Source organism: Nocardioides sp. T2.26MG-1, assembly GCF_950101795.1.
GTDB lineage: Bacteria > Actinomycetota > Actinomycetes > Propionibacteriales > Nocardioidaceae > Nocardioides.
In genome coordinates this window covers 288814-307624 of record NZ_CATNLZ010000023.1, presented here as the reverse complement: position 1 = coordinate 307624, position 18811 = coordinate 288814, and the positions used below count along the sequence as shown (strand labels likewise).

20 protein-coding genes are annotated in these 18811 nt (G+C 72.6%); 7 read left to right on the top strand and 13 right to left on the bottom strand.

What is annotated here, in order from left to right:
* Positions 1-37: 37 nt before the first annotated feature.
* Entirely contained in the window at positions 38-832 is a 795-nt protein-coding gene (locus QQZ14_RS14285; RefSeq protein WP_284535005.1) for a pentapeptide repeat-containing protein, read from the top strand.
* Here QQZ14_RS14285 and QQZ14_RS14280 read toward each other — a convergent pair.
* Genes QQZ14_RS14280 through QQZ14_RS14270 form a run of 3 tightly spaced genes read right to left on the bottom strand, consistent with a single transcriptional unit; the run spans position 829 to position 3545 of the window.
* Positions 829-2316, bottom strand: a complete 1488-nt coding sequence (locus tag QQZ14_RS14280) for an amidohydrolase family protein (RefSeq protein ID WP_284535004.1) — start codon at positions 2314-2316, stop codon at positions 829-831. The genes QQZ14_RS14285 and QQZ14_RS14280 overlap by 4 nt on opposite strands.
* A gap of 9 nt (positions 2317-2325) precedes the next feature.
* Positions 2326-2688, bottom strand: a complete 363-nt coding sequence (locus tag QQZ14_RS14275) for a hypothetical protein (protein WP_284535003.1) — start codon at positions 2686-2688, stop codon at positions 2326-2328.
* Positions 2685-3545: a DODA-type extradiol aromatic ring-opening family dioxygenase gene (locus QQZ14_RS14270; RefSeq protein WP_284535002.1), complete on the bottom strand. Its 861-nt coding sequence runs from the start codon at positions 3543-3545 to the stop codon at positions 2685-2687. The genes QQZ14_RS14275 and QQZ14_RS14270 overlap by 4 nt, the downstream gene beginning before the upstream one ends.
* Positions 3546-3704: 159 nt before the next feature.
* Between QQZ14_RS14270 and QQZ14_RS14265 the strand changes: the two genes are divergently transcribed.
* From QQZ14_RS14265 to QQZ14_RS14240, 6 genes are all read left to right on the top strand, one after another.
* The gene (locus QQZ14_RS14265) at positions 3705-4505 is read left to right on the top strand and encodes an IclR family transcriptional regulator domain-containing protein (protein WP_284535001.1); all 801 of its coding nucleotides are present in this window, start codon (positions 3705-3707) and stop codon (positions 4503-4505) included.
* A gap of 133 nt (positions 4506-4638) precedes the next feature.
* Positions 4639-5796 carry a CaiB/BaiF CoA transferase family protein gene (locus tag QQZ14_RS14260; RefSeq protein ID WP_284535000.1) on the top strand — a complete coding sequence of 386 codons (1158 nt, stop codon included), beginning with the start codon at positions 4639-4641 and terminating at the stop codon, positions 5794-5796.
* Positions 5793-6584: a citryl-CoA lyase gene (locus QQZ14_RS14255; protein ID WP_284534999.1), complete on the top strand. Its 792-nt coding sequence runs from the start codon at positions 5793-5795 to the stop codon at positions 6582-6584. Before QQZ14_RS14260 ends, QQZ14_RS14255 begins: the two co-directional genes overlap by 4 nt.
* Positions 6585-6586: 2 nt before the next feature.
* On the top strand, positions 6587-7567 hold the full coding sequence (locus QQZ14_RS14250; RefSeq protein WP_284534998.1) for a quinone oxidoreductase family protein: 981 nt from the start codon (positions 6587-6589) through the stop codon (positions 7565-7567).
* Positions 7568-7638: 71 nt separating this feature from the next.
* On the top strand, positions 7639-8958 hold the full coding sequence (locus QQZ14_RS14245) for an FUSC family protein (protein WP_284534997.1): 1320 nt from the start codon (positions 7639-7641) through the stop codon (positions 8956-8958).
* A gap of 32 nt (positions 8959-8990) precedes the next feature.
* Positions 8991-9224 carry a DUF3099 domain-containing protein gene (locus QQZ14_RS14240; RefSeq protein ID WP_284534996.1) on the top strand — a complete coding sequence of 78 codons (234 nt, stop codon included), beginning with the start codon at positions 8991-8993 and terminating at the stop codon, positions 9222-9224.
* 12 nt (positions 9225-9236) lie between these two features.
* Here QQZ14_RS14240 and QQZ14_RS14235 read toward each other — a convergent pair whose 3' ends face one another.
* The 10 genes from QQZ14_RS14235 to dnaJ all read right to left on the bottom strand — a co-directional run bounded on the left by QQZ14_RS14235 (position 9237) and on the right by dnaJ (position 18788).
* A complete protein-coding gene (locus QQZ14_RS14235; protein ID WP_284534995.1) occupies positions 9237-10094 on the bottom strand; it encodes an ERCC4 domain-containing protein in 858 nt (285 codons plus the stop codon).
* Between the two features lie 9 nt (positions 10095-10103).
* The gene (locus QQZ14_RS14230) at positions 10104-12038 is read right to left on the bottom strand and encodes an FtsX-like permease family protein (RefSeq protein ID WP_284534994.1); all 1935 of its coding nucleotides are present in this window, start codon (positions 12036-12038) and stop codon (positions 10104-10106) included.
* A gap of 17 nt (positions 12039-12055) precedes the next feature.
* Entirely contained in the window at positions 12056-12823 is a 768-nt protein-coding gene (locus QQZ14_RS14225) for an ABC transporter ATP-binding protein (RefSeq protein ID WP_284534993.1), read from the bottom strand.
* Between the two features lie 161 nt (positions 12824-12984).
* Positions 12985-14151, bottom strand: coding sequence for an amidohydrolase family protein (locus QQZ14_RS14220; protein ID WP_284534992.1), 1167 nt, complete (start codon positions 14149-14151; stop codon positions 12985-12987).
* 182 nt (positions 14152-14333) lie between these two features.
* Complete coding sequence (locus QQZ14_RS14215; RefSeq protein WP_284534991.1) at positions 14334-14999, bottom strand: response regulator; 666 nt, start codon at positions 14997-14999, stop codon at positions 14334-14336.
* Positions 14996-15199, bottom strand: a complete 204-nt coding sequence (locus QQZ14_RS14210) for an ATP-binding protein (RefSeq protein WP_284534990.1) — start codon at positions 15197-15199, stop codon at positions 14996-14998. The genes QQZ14_RS14215 and QQZ14_RS14210 overlap by 4 nt, the downstream gene beginning before the upstream one ends.
* Positions 15196-16254 carry a sensor histidine kinase gene (locus QQZ14_RS14205; protein WP_284534989.1) on the bottom strand — a complete coding sequence of 353 codons (1059 nt, stop codon included), beginning with the start codon at positions 16252-16254 and terminating at the stop codon, positions 15196-15198. Before QQZ14_RS14205 ends, QQZ14_RS14210 begins: the two co-directional genes overlap by 4 nt.
* Positions 16255-16337: 83 nt before the next feature.
* Positions 16338-16841 (bottom strand): GNAT family N-acetyltransferase, encoded by a 504-nt coding sequence (locus QQZ14_RS14200; protein ID WP_284534988.1) that lies wholly within the window; start codon positions 16839-16841, stop codon positions 16338-16340.
* Between the two features lie 284 nt (positions 16842-17125).
* Entirely contained in the window at positions 17126-17575 is a 450-nt protein-coding gene (locus QQZ14_RS14195) for a heat shock protein transcriptional repressor HspR (RefSeq protein WP_284534987.1), read from the bottom strand.
* Between the two features lie 4 nt (positions 17576-17579).
* Positions 17580-18788, bottom strand: a complete 1209-nt coding sequence (gene dnaJ, locus QQZ14_RS14190; protein ID WP_284534986.1) for a molecular chaperone DnaJ — start codon at positions 18786-18788, stop codon at positions 17580-17582.
* Positions 18789-18811 lie beyond the last annotated feature (23 nt).

The window sequence follows — 18811 nt, the reverse complement described above, 5'->3', positions numbered from 1 at the left end:
AGTCTGTGAAATTCTCGCAGGTCAGGGAGGATGAGGCATGCCCGGACCCCGCCTCCAGCTCACCGAGCTGACTTCCTCGGACCTGGCCGCCGACTGCTCGCGCTGCCACGCGCTGTGCTGCGTGCTGCTGCCCTACCGGCGCGACGGCGGCTTCGGGGCCGACAAGCCCGGCGGCGTGGCCTGCCACCACCTCCGCGAGGACGATCGCTGCGGCATCCACACCGACCTGCGCGAGCGCGGCTGGCCCGGGTGCGTCGTCTTCGACTGCTTCGGGGCCGGCCAGCACATGACCGAGGTGACGTACGGCGGCGCGTCCTGGCGGCACCAGGAGGACCTCGGCGAGATGGGGGCGGTGCTCTCCGTCCTGCGGCTGGTGCAGGAGATGCTGCTGCACCTCGCCGAGGTCGCGGTGCGCTCGCCCAACCCGGCGGCGGACGACCTCGGCGAGCGGCTGATGACCATGCGCGACGGCACGCCGGTCGAGATCCTCACCGCCGACCTCGACGAGCTGCAGGAGGAGTGCGGGGACGTGCTCGCCCGGGCGAGCCGGCGGCTGCGCGAACCGGCCGGGCCCGACCTCACCCACGCCGATCTCGCCGGGCAGGACCTGCGCGAGCGCGACCTCCGCTCGGCCTGCCTGCGGGGCGCACTGCTGATCGGTGCCGACCTGCGTAGCGTCGTACTGCACCGCACCGACCTGCTGGGCGCGGACCTGCGCGGCGCCGACCTGCGCGGCGCCGACCTGACCGAGGCGCTGTTCCTCACCGGCCCGCAGCTCGCCGGCGCCCGCACCGACGAGACGACGCGGGTGCCGGACGGGCTGCCTGCCTAGGCGCGCTCGGCCGGTGCCTGCTGCGGCTGGTGCCGGTCGGCGCTGCCGGTGAAGTCCGTGTAGGTGTAGGGGTTCGGGATCCGCTCGGTGACGGGCAGCTCGGGGTGCATGCCCTCGTCCCAGGCCTGCTCGCCCATCGTCGAGCGGGCGAACTCCACGGTCTCCCCGACCGCAGCCTTGGCCGCATCGAGGTCGCCGGCGACCAGCCGGCCCTCGTGCTTCACGACCCGGCCGTCGACGAGCACGGTGTGCACGTCGCCGCGCCCGGCCTGGTAGACGACGGTGCCGTAGGGGTGCAGCACCGGGTAGAGCGCCGGCGAGGCGTCGTTCTTGATCAGCACCAGGTCGGCGCGCTTGCCGGGGGTGAGCGTGCCGACGAGGTGGTCGAGGCCGAGGGCCTGGGCCCCGCCGACGGTCGCCCACCGGACGACCTCCTCGGCGCGCAGCGCGTTGGTGACCACGGTCTCCTGCTCGGCGTGCGCGGCCAGGTGCTCACGCGACCGGTCGGCCGACAGCGTCGCGCGCATCGCGGAGAACAGGTCGGCGCTCCACCACACGCTGGTGTCCATCGACAGCGAGACACCGATGCCGTGCTTGCGCAGGTTCCAGGTGGGGGGATAGCCCTGGCCGGCGCTCTGCTCGCTCTCGGTCGAGACCGACACGGTGCCGCCGGACGCGGCGATCCGCTGGTAGCTGTCGGTCGAGAGACTCGCGGCGTGCACGTAGGTGACCTCGGGCCCCATGAACCCGTGGTCGGACATCAGCTTGATGCTGTCGTCGTTGGTGGCGCCCCACACGCCGGCGTGGGTGGTGACGCGGAGCCCGAGCTCGCGGGCCGCCTCGAACGCGCCCTTCTCGGGGAACGCCGGGTCCGCGGTGACGTCGAACGCCAGCTGCAGGCCGAGCCGGTCGGAGCGCGGGAACCGGTCGACGTACGCGCGGAACTCCGCGCTGTTGGTCCACTCCCAGGGCGCGCCGAGCAGGTTGCCGTACGCCAGCACGAAGCGGCCCGGCGAGGTCCGCAGCGCGTCGAGGGCGGCCTCGCCGTGCTCGACGGTCTGCAGTCCGTGCGACCAGTCGAGGGTGGTGGTGACGCCGGCGTCGACGGCCTCGAGCGCGGAGAGCAGGTTGCCCGCGCGGATGTCCTGCGGCCGGAACATCGGCCCGTGCGTGAGGTAGTAGAAGACGAAGTACTGCGAGAGCGTCCAGTCCGCGCCGTACCCGCGCAGCGCGGTCTGCCACATGTGCCGGTGAGTGTCGATCATGCCCGGCATCAGGATGCCGCCGGACGCGTCGACCTCAAGGGTCCCCTCGGGCACGTCGAGGCGCTGGCCGACCGCGACGACCGCGTCGCCCTGCACGAGCACGTCGCCGTCGCGGACGATCCCGGCCTCGCCGATGGCGGGGTCCATGGTGAGCACGGTGGCGCCACGGAAGACCACCGGGCGCCCGTCGTTGGCCTGCGAGATCTCGTCGGGGTTCATGGCGCGTCCTCAGGTGGTGATGTCGGGGTAGGGCAGGGAGAAGTGCTGGAGCCGGCGGGCGTAGTCGAGCTGCATGCCCAACGGCTCGTCGTGGTCGCGTTCGAACATCGCGATCCAGAGCGTGAGGGTGAGGAACGGGTGGGCGCCGAGCTCGAACAGCGCGACGTGGTCGTGCTCGGCCAGCGCCCGGCGCTCCTCGTCGGTGAACGACAGCCAGGTCGAGGCCTCTCCGGCATGGCAGTTCAGGAGAGAGTTGGCCTTCTCGTTCTCCCACCACTCCACGGTGCCGGCCGGGTCCTCGCGGTAGCGCTCGACGAGCTCGGGGTCGCGGTCGACCGTGAAGAGGAACTTGTCGACGAGGTACTTGCTCATCTCGGATCCCCCTCGGGGTACCAGGTGAAGTAGGCCTCCATGGTGTGGAACAGGTCGAGGTTGTCCGCGTAGTCGGCCTTGCGGTGCCCGGCGATGCCCATCATCAGCATGAAGTCCATGAAGCCGTGGGTCGCGTTGCCCGGGGCGTGCAGGCTGTCCAGCGTCACGTTCGACAGGCAGCCGTCGATGTCGCCGTTCGCGATCCACTCGACGGCCTTGGCGTCGAACTCCGGGTCGGGGCCGTGCGGGCCGAACTGGCGCGGGCCGCCGAGCTCGAGCGAGAGGTGGCCGGTGCCGATCACCGCGACCCGCAGGTCGCTGGGCCAGGCGTCGATGATCTCGCGGATCGTCCTGCCCAGCTTGACGAAGCGCTCGGGCCGCGGCAGCGGCGGCGCGAAGATGTTGGTGTAGATCGGCACCACCGGCAGGTCGTTCTGCGGACGCACCGTGATGATCGGGCAGGTGATCGAGTGGTCGACCCGCAGCTCGTTGCTGAACGCCAGGTCGAACTCGCGGTCGATGCCCTCGCGCAGGATGTACGCCGAGAGCTCCTCGTGGCCCTTGAGCAGCAGCCGCGGCAGCCCGAACTCGCGCTCCTCGTTGTAGTAGTTCGCGTCGTAGAACGGCGCCTTGCCGACGAGGAACTGCGGCATGTTGTCCAGCCACAGCTGGTGGAAGTGGTCCGAGCCCACCATCACCAGCACGTCCGGCCGGGCCGCGGTCAGCGTCGCGCGGTAGGCCTCGACCTTGCGCACCCACTCGGCCGCGAACGGCGGCGCCTCCTCGGGCGGCAGCAGGCTGGTCTTGTAGAAGAACGGGTGATGGGTCGTCGCCAGGATCGCCACGAGCTTCGCCACCGCGCACCTCCCTTCATTCGCGGACTGTCGTCCGTATCGTGGCTGCGATCGAACAGTGCCGCGTGACCGCGGTCACTGTCAAGGGTTCAACCACTCTCTCCGGGCCTGGTGCGGTCACGTGTCCGGTGTGGCACGATCGGGCCGGCAGGAGGAGGACTCATGGCAGGACGTGGCACCGGCCCGGACTTCGTCGAGGCGTTGGCCCGCGGGCTCGACGTGCTCTGCGCGTTCGAGGCGCACCGCGGGTCGATGTCCCTGAGCGAGGTCGCCGCCGACACCGGCCTGGCCCGCCCGACCGCGCGCCGGCTGCTGCTCACGCTCGAGGAGCTCGGCTACGTCCGCGGCACGTCGGACGGCTTCGAGCTCACCCCGCGGGTGCTGCGCCTGGGCATGTCGTACGTCGGGTCGCTCGGCCTGTGGGACGTCGCCCGGCCGCACCTGGAGTCACTGGTCTCCCAGACCCACGAGTCGTCCTCGATGGCGCAGCTGGACGGCTCCGACATCGTGTACGTCGCGCGCGTCGCCGTTCCGAAGATCATCGCGCTGCGCGTGGACGTCGGCACGCGCTTCCCGGCGCCGGTCACCTCGCAGGGCAAGGTGCTGCTGGCCGGGCTCGACGACGACGGCGTGCGCGCCACGCTGGCCGAGCCGAGCCGCTCGGGGCTCGTCGTCGCGGAGCGCGACGTCGAGGACCTGCTCGAGGAGCTCCGCGTGGTCCGCGCCCGCGGCTGGGCGCTCGCCGACGAGGAGCTGGCCCGGGGCGTCCGCTCGGTCGCCGTACCGGTCCGCGACGGCGCCGGAGTGGTGCGGGCGGCGATGAACGTGACCGTGCACGCGGCCGAGACCAGCGTCGAGACGCTCACCGGCCACCACCTGCCGCTGCTGCTCCGCGCCGCCGGGGACGTCTCCGCCGACTGGGCCCTCTGGCAGTCCCGCCCCCAGGCGACGCTCGGCGCCTGAGCCGCTCGGTGGTTGAGGAGGTTGCGCTAGCAACCGTCTCGAAACCACCACACCGGGCGACACCGCTTGACATCCGGCCGCCTCACCGACGACATTGACGGACACATGTCCGCTTAGTGGTCGGAGAGTGCAGATGGCGAACGCCGACACCGGAGCGGCCCCGCTCGCGGGCCTGGTCGTGGCCGACTTCTCGCGGGTCCTCGCGGGCCCGTACGCGACCATGCTGCTCGGCGACCTGGGCGCCGAGGTGATCAAGGTCGAGAGTCCCGCCGGGGACGACACCCGGGAGTGGGTGCCGCCGCGGCGCGGCGACCAGGGCACCTACTACCTGGCGGTCAACCGCAACAAGCGCTCGATCGCGCTCGACCTCAAGGACGACGCCGACCGCGAGGTGGCGCAGGCGCTGGCGGCCCGCGCCGACGTGATGATCCAGAACTTCAAGCCCGGCGGCCTGGCCCGCTTCGGCCTCGACTACGACTCCGTGCGCGCGACCAACGAGCGGGTCGTCTACTGCTCGATCAGCGGGTTCGGCGCCGCGGGCGGTGCGTCGCTGCCGGGCTACGACCTGCTGGTACAGGGCATGTCGGGGCTGATGAGTCTGACCGGGAGCCCCGACGGCCCGCCGTACCGCGCGGGCATCTCGGTGTTCGACGTGATGACCGGTCTGCAGTCGGTGATCGGCATCCTGGCCGCGCTGCGGCACCGCGACCTCACCGGCGAGGGCCAGCACGTCGAGACCAACCTGCTGTCGACGGCGATGTCGACGCTGGTGAACCAGACCTCGGCGTACGTCGCCGGCGACGTCGTCCCGCACCGGATGGGCAACGCGCACCTGAGCCTGTTCCCCTACGAGCCGCTGGCGACCGGCGACGGCGACCTGATCGTGGTGGCCGGCAACGACGGGCAGTTCCGCAAGCTGGCTGCCGCGATCGGCGCGCCCGAGCTGGCCGACGACCCGCGGTTCGCGACGGTCGGGTCGCGCAACGACAACCGCGAGGAGCTGCGGCCGCTGCTGCTCGAGCGGCTGGCCGAGCGCTCCGCGCAGGAGTGGTTCGACGTGCTGACCGAGGCCGGCATCCCGTGCGGCCCGATCAACGACGTGCGCGGCGGCGTCGAGCTGGCCGAGCGGCTCGGCCTCGAGCCGGTCGTCGAGGTCGGCGGGGTGCCGACCGTCCGCAACCCGATCCGGTTCAGCGCCAGCCCGGCCCGCTACGACCTGCCCCCGCCGGGCCTCGACGAGCACGGCGCCGAGGTGCGCGCGTGGCTCGGCTTCCCGAAGGAGACCTCATGAGCACCCCGTCCTTTCCCACGTCGCTCGGCACGTCCGAAGGTACGACGATCACCCTGCTCGGCCAGGACCTCGCGACCGACCTGATGGGCAAGGTGTCCTTCGGCGAGCTGGCCTACTGGCTGCTGACGCTGCAGAAGCCGACGCCCCAGCAGTCGCGGCTGTTCGAGGCGGTGCTGATCGGGCTGGCCGACCACGGCTTCACCCCGACCGCGATCGCGGCCCGTCTCACCTATCTCAGCGCGCCGGACGCGATCCAGGGCGCGCTCGCCGCCGGCCTGCTCGGTGGTGGCTCGCGGTTCCTCGGCGTCACCGAGGACACCGGCCGGTTCCTGGCCGGCGAGCTCGCCGGTCTGTCGGAGCTGCCGACCGACGAGGCGGGCTGGGACGAGGTCGCGCTCGCCGCCGTACGCCGGCAGCGCGAGGCCGGGAAGTTCGTGCCCGGCCTGGGACATCCGGTCCATAAGAACGGCGACCCGCGCACCCCGCGGCTGGTGCAGATCGCGCACGAGGAGGGCCTCTACGGCCCGCACCTGGCGCTGTTCGAGGCGATCGGCCGCGTGCACTCGCAGGTGCTCGGCAAGACGCTGCCGCTCAACGGCGCGGGTGTGAGCGGCGCCGCACTCGCCGACCTCGGCCTGCCGCTCGAGCTGCTGCGCGGCACGGTGCTGCTCGCCCGCTGCGCCGGCCTGCTCGGCCACATCGCCGAGGAGATCCGGCGCCCGATCGCCAACGACATCTACATGGCCGTCGACCGCAACGCGGTGTACGTCGACCCCACGGACGCCTGATCGTGCGCGCCGCACACATCACCCAGCACGGCGCTCCCCCGGAGCTCGTCGACATCCCTGAGCCGGTCCCCGGTCCTGGCCAGGCGCTGATCGCCGTGACCGCGACTCCGATCACGCCGCTGGACGTGCTCTGCGCGACCGGCACGTCGTACTTCGGCCCGCCCGCGCTCCCCTACGTCCCGGGCGTCCAGGGCGTTGGGGTCGTCGTGACCTCGCCGCTGCACGACCCCGGCACCCGCGTCTGGTTCCCGACCTCGGCCGGGATGGCCCCGGGCGACGGCAGCCTCGCCGAGCGGGCCGTGGCCGACGCGGCGGACCTGGTGCCGATCACCGCCGACGTGCCCGACGCCCTCGTCGCCGCCCTCGGCTACTCGGCCATCGCCGCCTGGATGTCCCTGACCTGGCGCGGTGAGCTGAAGCCCGGCGAGCGGGTCCTGGTCCTGGGCGCCGGAGGCGTCGTCGGCCAGGTCGCCCTCCAAAGCGCGCGGCTCCTCGGCGCGTCGGCGGTCTACGCCGCCTGCCGCTCCGACGGCGCCGTCGCCACCGCCGAGTCCCTCGGCGCCGACGGCATCGTCCGCCTGCGCGACGACGACCAGGTCGACGACCTCGCGGCACAGATCCGCGCCGCCACCGGCGCCCCGATCGACCTGGTGATCGACCCGCTCTGCGGCGTCCCGGCCACCGCGGCGGCCCAGTGCCTCGCCCCCGGCGGCCGCCTGGTCAACCTCGGCAGCTCCGCCGGCACCGAGGCCACCTTCACGAGCGCCCTGCTCCGCGGCGGCAGCCAGAGCATCCTGGGCTACACCAACAACTCCCTCACCGCAGTGCAGCGACGCGCTGCGCTTGATGCTCTGATCGGTCATGCGGCATCCGGTGGACTGACCGTCGCCCACGAGGCGATACCTCATACGCACGCAGCCGCCAGCTGGCAGCGCCAGGCGATCGGCGTCAACGATCGACGCTTGGTCGTCGACCTCACCTGACACGCAGCCCGCGACGACGCACGTCTCGACGGCGCACCGCACGCCTCACCCACGTGCGCCATCATCGAGGGATGCGTGACCAGTGGCGCCGGAGGCTCAGTCGTGAGCTGAGACGACTGCGCACGGGCTGGCGAGGAGCGGTGCTCTGGTCGCTGCGCATCACCATGGCGGCCGTGATCAGCTACGTCGTGGCGACCCTGATCTTCCCGGGGACCCAGCCGTTGCTCGCGCCGCTGACGGCGATGCTGGTCGTGCAGGTCACGCCCGTCTCCCTGCTGGCCAGCGGCCTCGACCGCGTCGTGGCCGTGGTGACCGGGGTGTCACTGGCGGTCGCGTTCGCCGCGGTCGTGCCGCTGGAGTGGTGGAGCCTCGGCCTGCTCATCCTCATCTCGATCACCTTGGGCCAGGCCCTCCGGTTGCGCGACAACCTCATCGAGGTCGCGATCAGCGGGATGCTCGTCCTCGGCGTCGGCTCGCTCGGCGCGGGCGCCGCCGCGGGCCAGCGGATCGCGGAGACGCTCGTCGGCGCTGGCATCGGCGTCGCGGCCAACCTGCTCTTCCCACCGCGCGTCCCCACCTCCGACGCAGGCCGCGAGATCGAGGGCCTCGCGGATGCGATCAGTGCGGTCCTGCGGCGGTCTGCCGACGCGCTGGAGCAGCTGACCGGCGACCGCGGCTCGGTCGCGGCGGCCGCTGGTGCCTGGTTGGGCGACGCCCGCCGGATCACCCATCACGACGTCCCCCGGGTCGGAGCCGCGCTCCTGCACGCCGAGCAGGGCCGCCGCCTCAACGTCCGGGCCGTCGGCACGCCGGACCTCGGGCCCGGTCTGCGGCACGGGTTGGAGTCGCTCGAGCACACGGCGCTGACCGTCCGCTCGATGTACCGCGCGCTCGCCGATGCCACCGAGGGCGACCCTGAGTGGCTCGAGGCCGAGGGCGCCATGGACGTGCTCCTCGGTCTGGCGCTGACGTTCCGCGACCTGGCCGACGCCGTCGACGCCTTCGGTGAGCTGGTCCGGCTCGAGGCGGCGCCGGCCGGCCAGGCCGACTCGGCGGACTTCGAGGCGCTACGCGAGTCGATCCAGGGGCTGCCCGAGGCGCGCAGCCGTCTCGAGGGCATGACCGCCGCCGTGGCCGATCCCCACCTGGGCGAGCTGCACGGCACCATCCTGTCCACCGTCAAGCGCGTGCAGCGAGAGCTCGACCTCGAGCAACGAGTACGCCGCCAGCTCCAGCTGCGACGCCCGGTCCGCACCTGGCCGGCCCCGCTGCGACCCCATCCGTCCCGCCGCCGGGGCGCGGCGCTCCCGGACCCCGGGGCCGAGATCGACCTGGACGCCGAGACCACCGCGCTGCCGCGGCTCTCCGACGACGACCTCGACGAGCGGTGACGCTGGTCGGTGGGAGTCCTACCGTGGAGACGATGAGACGACCCCAGCGCGTCACGGCCGGCGTGGTCCGCAGGCCGCAGAGTGAACGGCTACGCCGCCGTCAGCGGTGGTACTTCGCCCTGATGGGCGTCTGCCTGCTGCTCATCGTGCTCGCCTGGAACCTGGTCAGGCTGTGGTCGACGACGGCGGCCGTCGCGATGTCGGTCATCGCTGCCGTGCTGCCGCCGATCGCGGTGATCGTCGCCAACTGGGGCGAGGACCGCTGAGGCGAGCCTCCTTCAGGCGCGGCGGTGACGATCCTCACCAGTAGCGGCCACCACCTCACCAGTGAGACCGTCGATCAGCTGGCTGCCGTCAGTGGCCGACCGCAGGGCGCGCAGCGCGATCGCTCGACGGTCGAACGACTGCAGCTCCGCCCCTGGAGTCGGGCTGGTGAGGATCCAGCGACGCGGCGGCCGCTGCCCGCGGGCGGGTCGTTCCGGCTCCGGCTCGCGGTCCGCGAGCGCGACGTACGGCCCGTGCAGCGCTTCCGCGAGTCGGGTGGCACGCACCCGCCCGATGCCGGGGTGGCGGCGGAGACCCTCGGGTGCTGCTGCTGCCACCGCGGCGAGACTGCCGTAGGCGTCGAGCAGGCTGCGGGCCATGGCGGTGCTGATCCCCGGCACGACGGAGAGCATCACCTCGGCCTGCGCGGACGGATGGCGGGGTGCGCGACGCGGGCCGTCGGTGCGGATGGTGGGTCCGGCGCGACGGGCGCGTTTGGCGAGCCGCACGATCCACGCCGCGCTGTCCTCGGCGTCCAGACTGTGCAGCACGGTGAACCCGTCCTCCACCAGCCGGCACACCGCCCCACGCCACGCGTCTTCCGCGATCCCGCGTGGTTCGCCCTCCACCAGGAGGACCGCCTGGGGGAAGGCCGACTGCAGCCGGACGGACTGGTCGAAGATGCGACCGTCGCGAACCGATGCGCCGAGGTCGTTCGGGCCCTTCCGCTCGATCGCCAGCCCCTGCCCGAGGACGTAGTCGCCGACCGGCAGATCGGTCAGCTGGACGTCGAGGCCGGCGGCGACCAGAGCGTCCGGGATCGGGCTGTTGCGCTCGCGGTGGTCGACCAGCACCGGACCCACATCGACCACACCGAGACGTTACCCGGCCGACCGTGCCGACACCGGTCCCCGCAGGCTGCGCACCACGGTGGGCACGATGGTCAGCACCGAGATCGCGAACACCAGCACGCTGAGCAACGCGTACGCTGTCCAGCCGACGCCGGGCACCGACGCGCCCAGCAGGCCGAAGCCCACACCCAGCACCGCGGGGATGACCGCTACCGTGCCGATCACCCAGGCAGCGGCGCCGGTGATGAGCGACTCCACCCAGGCCATCCGCAGCAGCTGCGTGCGGGTGGCGCCGGTGCGGCGCAGCAGGTCGAGCTCGGCGCGGCGGCCGGCGGTGGTCATCACCAGGGTGTTCGCGGCGGCGAGGCCGACGAAGGCCAGCAGCGCGAGGAGGAGTACGGCGGACAGGTGCTGGCTGCTCGCGGCGGCCGTCTGCACGGAGCCGACGTACGCGTCCTTGGACTGCGCCGGCACGCCGAGGTCCTCGAGCTCCGAGGCGACATCCGCAGAGGCGCCGGGCGAGGTCGACACCAGCACGGTGGTCGCGGCCGCGTCGGGGTCGTGGTCAGCCACGGTGGAGGCGCCGACGAGATAGCCGCCGAACCCGAGGCTGCGGTCGTAGACCGCGACGATCTTCGCGTCGGTCTCGGTGTCGTCGGGGAACCGCACGGTCACCCGGTCGCCGATCCCCTTCCCGAGGTCGAACTTCGTGTCCGCGCTGATCGCCACGGTGTCCACGGCGTCGAGGTCGGCGAGCGAGCCCGCAGTGAGGTCCGGGTCGAACGCGTCGCCGGGACCGCCCTCGGGCAGCACCCACATCTGGTTCGGCTCCCACGCCAGACCGCTGAGGGCGGACGGCATCTCGTCGTCGGTGCGCACCTGGGTGGCGATCGTGGACAGCGCCGTCGCGGAGCGTACGCCGGGCAGGTCGGAGATCCGGTCGACCTGGTCGGCCGTGAGGCCGGTCGCGACGAGCTGGGCGTGGAGGCCCGCGTCGAGCTGGCGGGTGGCCGCCTCGGAGACGGTCTTGTCGACGCTGGTCTGCACGGTGCCGGCTGACAGTGCCAGCGCGAGCGGGACGATCGCGGAGGTCAGCCGACGGGCGAAGCCACGGGTGTTCGCGAGCGCGAGCCCGGTGCTGACGCCGCCCGCTCGGGCGAGCACCGAGGAGCTGTGTCCCAGGAGCCGGGTGACCAGCAGCGGTCCGGCGAGCGCGGCGGCGCCGACCAGCAGGAACGCCGAGGACGCGGCCGCGGCGGCGCCGACGGTGCCGGGCACGGCCACCGAGGAGAACGCGACCGACAGACCACCGACCGCGAGGACCGCGGCGGTGATCCGGCGGACACGCCCGATGCCGGGCTTCTCCACCGAGGCCTCACGGACGGCCGCGGTCGGCGGCATCCGGAGGGTCTCGCGGGCCGCGAGGCGGGCGGCGAGCAGCGAGACCGGCAGCAGCAACACGATGGCCGCGAGCACCGGGAACGGCGAGAGCGTCAGCTGGAAGCCGTCCGAGACGATGCCGCTGTCGACCAGCGTCGGGGTGAGCAGCCGGGCCGCGAACAGGCCGGGCACGGCGCCGAGCGGGGCCGCGACGGCGGTGACGAGGAGGACCTCGGCACCGACCATCCGGCGTACCTGCCGCCGGGTGGCACCCACCGCACGCATCAGCGCGAACTCGCGGCGACGGCGCCGGATCGCCAGAGCGAAGGTCGAGGCGACGACGAGCACCACGACGCTGAGCGCCGTACCGGCGAACGAGCCGGCCAGCGTGGCGAGCAGCGCGGCGTCGCCGGCGCCGTCGGCCTGGGCACGGATGCCGGACTCCATGACGACGCCGGTCGCCGAGATCAGGGCGGCGGCGAGCACCAGGACGATGAAGGTGCCGGCGACGCCGCCGCGGTCGGCGCGGACGGCGGCGCGGGCGTTGCGGACGGTGGGGCCGAAGGTGGCGGTCATCGTGCTCATCGCGCTCACCGGCCCGTTCACTTGCTCAGGGCGACCACGCGCCCGGTGATCTGCTCGACGGTCGGGGCGTCGAGCTGGTCGACGAGCCGGCCGTCGGCGAGGAAGAGGACCCGCTCGGCAGCCGAGGCCACCTGCGGGTCGTGGGTCACGAGCACCACGGTCTGGCCCTGTCGGCGCGCGGTGTCGCGGAGTACGCCGAGCACCTGCGCCCCGGTCCGGGAGTCCAGTGCCCCGGTGGGCTCGTCGGCGAAGACGACCGTGGGGCCGGTGATCAGCGCGCGGGCGATCGCGACGCGCTGCGCCTGGCCGCCGGACAGCTCGCTGGGGAGCCGGTCCTCCATGCCGGTCAGGCCGACGGACTCGACCAGCTCGGCCTGGCGGGCCAGATCGGGCTCGCGGCCGCTGAGCCGCACCGGCAGCTGGATGTTCTCGGCGACCGTGAGGTGGCCGATCAGGTTGTAGGCCTGGAACACGAAGCCGACGTGCTCGCGGCGGAACCGGGTCAGCTGGTCGGCGGACATCGTGCTGATGTCGACCTCGCCGATCAGCACCCGCCCGCTGCTGGGGGTGTCGAGCCCGGCGGCGGTGTTCAGCAGCGTGGACTTGCCGGACCCCGAAGGGCCCATCACGGCGGTGAACGAGCCGGGCTGCAGGGCCAGCGACACCGACCGCAGCGCGGTCACGGGTGCCGGGCCGCCGTCGTAGCTCTTGGTGACGTCGAGCAGGCGTACGGCGGTCTGCGCCGTCGACTGTGACGTCTCCTGGGGAATGGTCTGGGTGGTCACGAGGGTGTTCTCCGTACGTCGTGGGTTCTCTTGATCCATCACCTACGACGCTAGGAACCGAGAGCGCCCCGAACGAGCCTCGCGAGAACGGTCTTCGACGCTTGCATCCTTCGATGCAAGCGCCGTACGACGTCACGTCGAGCTCGGTCGGGCCCGATGCGTCAGACCTTGAGGCCGAACAGGCTCTCGGCGTTGCGGAACGCGATCTTCTCCTTGTCCGCACGCGGGAGGTCGACTGCCCGGAACCAGTCGGTCCCTTCTTTGATGCTGTCGATGAAGGGATAGTCGGTCGCGAACATCACCCGATCCACGCTGATGTACTTCAGCAGCTGCTCGAGCAGGTTGTCCTGGAAGAACGCGCTGGTCGTGAACCAGAAGTTGTCGTGCCAGTACTGCTCGATCGGCTTCTCGAGCGAGTCCTCGGTCGGCTCGCCCATGTCGTTGGCGATCCGCTCGTAGTAGAACGGCAGGCCCTCGCCCATGTGGCCGATGATGATCTTCAGGTCGGGGAACCTGTCGAAGACCCCGTACGTGATCATCCGGACGGCCTGGATCAGCACCTCCTGGTGCCAGCCGAATCCGGACCCACTGAAGATGTAGTCCTGGTACTCCTTCGTGTACTCCTTCCGGGTCGTCCTGTAGTAGATGTCGAAGACCTCCTCAGCCGGGTAGCCCGGGTGCAGGTAGATCGGGACATCGAGAGCAACGGCACGGGCCAGGACAGGCTCGAAGTCGGGATGGTCGAGGTACTTCCCCGTGATGTGCCCGTTGGTCAGTGCGCCCAGGAAGCCGTCTTCTCGCACCGAGCGTTCCAGCTCGTCCGCCGCCGCCTCCGGGCTCTGCAGGGGCAAGGTGGCGAAGGCCTGGAAGCGGTCCGGGTAGCTGGCCATCGGCCCTTCGACGAGCTGCCGGTTGAGACGGTAGGCGAAGTCGATGCCCTCCTGCCCAGGGACAAGCTGTACCGCCGGCGTGTGCGCCGAGAGGATCTGGACGTTGAGTCCTCCCTCGTCCATGTCACCGAGTCGGCGTTCGCCGAGATCCGCGAGACCGATCTCCTCGAGGAACGCGATGTGGTCGTCGTTGATGGAGTTCAGCTTCAGCAGCTCCGGGGTCGAGAAGGTCTCCTCCACGCCGATGAACTTCAGGTCCTGGTCGCGAAGCGCGACGTCCTGGTCACCGGGCGGGGCCTTCGGCTCCGCCGTGTCGTCGGTGCAGGCCACGAGGCCCGCGGCAGACAGTCCGACGCCGGCACCGACGGCAGCCGCGCGGGTGACGAAACTACGGCGCCCCATCGACGAGCGCGCTGGGCCTTGCTCGATCGGCCTCATGTCCGTTGTGCTCCTTTGTTGTGCCAGTGAGCCTCGGACAACGGTGTCAAGCCGGCGGTGCTGACGCGTCTGGCCACGGCAGACACTCCCGCGTACTCCGCGCGGAGTATGCGGAGCACGCTCGGCAGCAAGCATCGAGGACACCCAGCAACCGGTCTCGGCCCGCGACGGCGCCGAGATCGTCAGTCGGGGACCTCGACCACCCGGTTCTGGTAGGCCCACACCGCCGCCTGCAGGCGCGACCGAACGCCGAGCTTGGGCATCATCCGGGCCAGGTGCGACTTCACCGTCGACACCTCGAGGTACAGCTGCTCGGCGATCTCGTCGTTCGACATGCCCTGCGCGAGCAGCAGCAGGATGTCGAGCTCGCGGGACGTGAGCAGCTCGCTGGCGCGGCCGGCGGTGACCGGCTGGGTCTGGCGCCTGGTGGTGAACTCGCGCAGCACGCGTCGGGTCAGGGTCTGGTCGATGGTGCCGTTGCCGCTCGCGACCGAGCGCACGGCCGCGACGATCACCGCCGGCTCGGCGTCCTTGAGCAGGAAGCCGGAGGCGCCCGCCTCGAGTGCGCCGAACACGTAGTCGTCGATGTCGAACGTCGTCAGCACCAGCACCGGGATCGGGTCCTCGACGCCGGGGCCGCACAGCGCGCGGGTCGCGGCGATGCCGTCCTGGCCGGGCATCCGGATGTCCATGCACACCACGTCGGGCCGCCTCTCCTGCGCGATCTCGACCGCTCGAACACCGTCCTCTGCCACGCCGACCACCTCGATGTCGGGCTCGGCCCCGATCAGCGTGGCCAGCCCGGCCCGGATCAGCGGCTGGTCGTCGGCGATGACGACGCGGATCATGAGTCCTCCTGCAGGCCGGGCTGGACGTCGGGGTCGCGCGGGATGCGCAGCAGCACCTGCCAGCCGCCGTCGGACGTCGGGCCGTGCTCGAGCCGCGCACCGGTGAGCTCCGCGCGCTCGCGCATCCCGACCAGCCCGAAGCCGCTCGACCCGACGGCGGCATCGGGCGGCGCCGTGGGCGGGCCGTTGCGGACCGTCACACGAGCGAGGCGGCGGCGCGGTCGTCGACGACCACCTCGCAGCGGGCGCCGGGAGCGTGACGGGCGGCGTTGGCGAGCGACTCCTGCACCATGCGGTACGCCGCGAGCTGGGCCAGCGGGCCGACGCCGTGGCCCAGGGAATGGCCGGAGGCCTCGAGGACCGTCAGCTCCACCGGCGTCGCACCCGAGGAGAAGTCGTGGGTGAGCGCGGCGAGGCCGGCCAGGTTCTCGATCCGGGTCGGGGTCGTGCCAGGGTCCGGGGCGTCGTCGCCGACCCGCAGCAGCCCGACCAGGCTGCGCAGGTCGTGGAGCACCGAGACGCTCTGGCGGCGTACCTGCGCCGCGGCGGCCTTGGCGCCCTCGGGGTCGGTGTCGATCTGGGTGCCGATCGCGGCGCTCATCACCGCGATGCCGGACAGGTGGTGGGCGGCGATGTCGTGCAGCTCGCGCGCCATCGCGGTGCGCTCGCGGGCGACGGCGGCGACGAGCAGCGCGTCGCGCTCGCGCAGCAACGCCCGCTGCTCGTCCTCGCGTGCGGCCCGCGACTCGCGCCGGGTCGCGACGAGGACGCCGACCAGCACCGGCGCGCCGATGGTGCCCACGGCCTGCAGCAGCGAGCCACCGATCGACGTCAGCACCGGGTCGTCGAGCCGCAGCCCGGCGACGTAGCCCCCGCAGGCCACCTGGCCGCCCGCCGCGACCAGCGCCGGCCAGGCCTGCCGCACGGGTCGAGCGACGGCGACCAGGTACGCCGCCACCATCACGAACAACCCCGTGACGTTGGTGGCGTCGCCGAGGGTCACGCCGCCGGCGGCCACCGCCGCCGGTGCGACCGCCAGCAGCGCCAGCGGCGGGTTCGACCACCATCGCAGCAGCGCCACAGCCTGCACGGTCAGGAGGGCCACGCCGGCCCACCAGGCGGCGCCGCCGAGGCCGGGCACCCGATCGGCGTCCGACCCGGTGGTCACCAGCGGCAGCAGCGCGAGCGAGCCGACACAGAGCGCCCAGCAGCCGGCGACCACCCACCTGGCCCGGTGGCTCCGCTCGGTCGTCACGAGCCGACTCTAGTGTCGCCGACGGGCGGCACCCGGCACGCACGGTGCCGAGTGCCGCCCGCGGTCAGGCGCTGTCCGGGCGCCTAGACCCCGAAGGCCGCCGGGTACCGCACGACCCCGGTCGGGGTCGGCTGCTCCGGGTCGAGGGCCTGGGCCAGGAAGGCGTCGTCGGGTGCGTCGAACGGCGCCCGCACCCCGAACCCGGAGGCCGGGGTGAACCCGAACCGCGGGTAGTACGCCGGATGGCCGAGCACCAGCACCAGGTTCTCCCCCAGGTCGCGGGCCGCTGCGAGCCCGTGCCGGATCGCGGCCGACCCGGCGCCGGAGCGCTGGTGGTCCGGACGGACCGAGCAGGGCGCGAGCGCGAGTGCGGGCGCCCCGTCGACCTGGCAGCGGGTCAGGAGCGCGTGCCCCACGATCTGTCCGTCCTCGCTCTCGGCGACGACGGACAGGCCGTCGATCCAGGCCTCGGGATCGGCGCGCAGCGCGTCGACCAGGTCGGCCTCGAACTCGGTGGGGAACGCCGCCGCGACGACGGCGTGGATGGCGGTGATGTCGTTGATGGTCTCAGCTCGGGTGTGCCACACGATGTGGTCCCTTCGGTCAGCGACGCGGCGGTACGCCGGGTCGCGGAGAGTCGTCGCCGGCGGCAGCGCCCGCGTACTCGGGGCGCGTCTCGTCAGGCGACGGGTGGAGTCAGGGCAAACCCGCCGGGCGGCGGTCGCTCGTGGTCAGAGGCCGGACGCGAGGACGGTCCCGGCGTCACTGCGTTGCGCAGTGGCGTGCGCGGCGGACATCAACTCACGACCTTCGACTCGAGCGACGGGCCGTCTGCCCGTCCGTGAGCCACCGTACCAGGGGTGCTCCCGGTCTAGTGGCGCCCGCGGCGCCAGACCACCACGGACTGGCCGGGGTCCGGCGCGCGCAGCACCGGCAGCTTGTTGGGCAGCCCGGCGGGGCCGGTGCCCGCCGCGCGGCGCAGCGCCTCACGCAGGGCCTCGCGGAGCGCCTCGAGCTCGCGCACCAGCTCCTCGTTGCGCTGGGCGAGCGCGGCGGCGCGGTGCTCGAGGTCGAGGATGCGGCGTACGCCCTCGATGCCGATGCCGGCGGACGTCAGCTCGGAGATCTCGCGCAGCCGCTCGATGTCGCGGTGGGAGTAGCGCCGCCCGCCGCCGACGGTGCGGCCCGGGGAGACCAGGCCGAGGCGCTCGTAGGTGCGCAGCGTCTGCGGGTGCAGGCCGCTCAGCTCAGCGGCGACGCTGATGACGAAGACGGCGGCGTCCGGCCCCGGCGGCTCGAACGGCGGTCGGCGGGTCGGCATGACGTCACGCGTCCTCGAAGAGCTTCGAGCGCAACGGCTTGCCGGCCGTCGCCTCGCGGAAGGCCTCGACGGCCGCACGCGCCTTGGTGTCGAGCACCGCCGGCACCTGCACCTCGACGGTCGCGAGCAGGTCGCCCTTGGTGCCGTCGGACTTGGGCGCGCCCTTGCCGCGCACCCGGAAGGTCCGCCCGCTCGGGGTGCCGGCGGGGACCTTGAGGGTCACCGGCGCGCCGCCGAGGGTGGGGATCTTGATGTCCGCGCCGAGCGCGAGCTCGTCGAAGGAGACGGGTACGTCGATCGTGAGGTTGTCGCCCTTGCGGCCGAACAGCCGGTGCGGGGCGACCTTGACGGTCACGAACAGGTCGCCGGCAGGGCCGCCGTTGTCGCCGGCACCGCCCTTGCCGCGCAGCCGGATCCGCTGGCCGTCGCGCACCCCGGCCGGGATGCGGGCCTGGATCGAGCGGGCCGAGGTGCCGCGGCCGGAGCCGTGGCAGGTCGGGCACGCCTCGTCGTAGACGAGCTGGCGGCCACCACAGCGCGGGCAGGTCTCGTTGATCGAGAACGCCCCGCCCGCCGAGGACACCACGAAGCCCGCGCCCTCGCACTCGGGGCAGACGTGTGGCTTGGTGCCCGGCTTGCCGCCCGTGCCGTGGCAGTCGGGGCACGGCGCGTCGGAGGTCAGCCGCAGCGAGATCGTGACCCCGTCGATGGCGTCGGTGAAGCTGATCGTCGCCGTGGTCTCGACGTCCTGACCCTTGGTCGCCCGCGGCCGCTGCTGCTGCTGGCGACGCCCGAAGCCGCCCCCGAAGAGGTCGCCGAACATGTCGCCGAAGCCGCCGCCACCGCCGGCCCCGCCACCGGCCCGGTCGCGGAGCAGGTCGTCGAGGTTGAAGCCCCCGGCGCCGCCCTGGCCGCCGCCACCGCCGAAGCCGCCGCGGAACGTGCCGGAGCCGTAGAGCTCGCGCATCTCGTCGTACTTCTTGCGCTTGTCGGGGTCGCCGATGACGTCGTAGGCCTCGGCCACGGCCTTGAACTTGTCGTGCTTGGCCTTGCTGGCCGCGGAGTCGCCCGGGTTGGAGTCGGGGTGGTTGGCGCGCGCCAGCTTGCGGTAGGCCTTCTTGATCTCGTCGGCCGAGGCGTCCTTCGTGACGCCCAGCTCCTTGTAGAAGTCCTTCTGGGCCCAGTCGGCCCGGAAGCCGTCAGTCGTGCTCATGCGCGCACCCCCTCTCCTCGGTC

Excerpts from the sequence above, each read along its gene's own strand:
- QQZ14_RS14280 (WP_284535004.1), bottom strand. The coding sequence starts at position 2,316 with ATGAACCCCGACGAGATCTCGCAGGCCAACGACGGGCGCCCGGTGGTC.
- QQZ14_RS14220 (WP_284534992.1), bottom strand. The coding sequence starts at position 14,151 with ATGAGGCCGATCGAGCAAGGCCCAGCGCGCTCGTCGATGGGGCGCCGT.
- QQZ14_RS14215 (WP_284534991.1), bottom strand. The coding sequence starts at position 14,999 with ATGATCCGCGTCGTCATCGCCGACGACCAGCCGCTGATCCGGGCCGGG.
- QQZ14_RS14230 (WP_284534994.1), bottom strand. The coding sequence starts at position 12,038 with ATGAGCACGATGACCGCCACCTTCGGCCCCACCGTCCGCAACGCCCGC.
- QQZ14_RS14260 (WP_284535000.1), top strand. The coding sequence starts at position 4,639 with ATGGCGAACGCCGACACCGGAGCGGCCCCGCTCGCGGGCCTGGTCGTG.
- QQZ14_RS14265 (WP_284535001.1), top strand. The coding sequence starts at position 3,705 with ATGGCAGGACGTGGCACCGGCCCGGACTTCGTCGAGGCGTTGGCCCGC.
- QQZ14_RS14240 (WP_284534996.1), top strand. The coding sequence starts at position 8,991 with ATGAGACGACCCCAGCGCGTCACGGCCGGCGTGGTCCGCAGGCCGCAG.
- dnaJ (WP_284534986.1), bottom strand. The coding sequence starts at position 18,788 with ATGAGCACGACTGACGGCTTCCGGGCCGACTGGGCCCAGAAGGACTTC.
- QQZ14_RS14275 (WP_284535003.1), bottom strand. The coding sequence starts at position 2,688 with ATGAGCAAGTACCTCGTCGACAAGTTCCTCTTCACGGTCGACCGCGAC.
- QQZ14_RS14195 (WP_284534987.1), bottom strand. The coding sequence starts at position 17,575 with ATGCCGACCCGCCGACCGCCGTTCGAGCCGCCGGGGCCGGACGCCGCC.
- QQZ14_RS14285 (WP_284535005.1), top strand. The coding sequence starts at position 38 with ATGCCCGGACCCCGCCTCCAGCTCACCGAGCTGACTTCCTCGGACCTG.
- QQZ14_RS14245 (WP_284534997.1), top strand. The coding sequence starts at position 7,639 with ATGCGTGACCAGTGGCGCCGGAGGCTCAGTCGTGAGCTGAGACGACTG.
- QQZ14_RS14255 (WP_284534999.1), top strand. The coding sequence starts at position 5,793 with ATGAGCACCCCGTCCTTTCCCACGTCGCTCGGCACGTCCGAAGGTACG.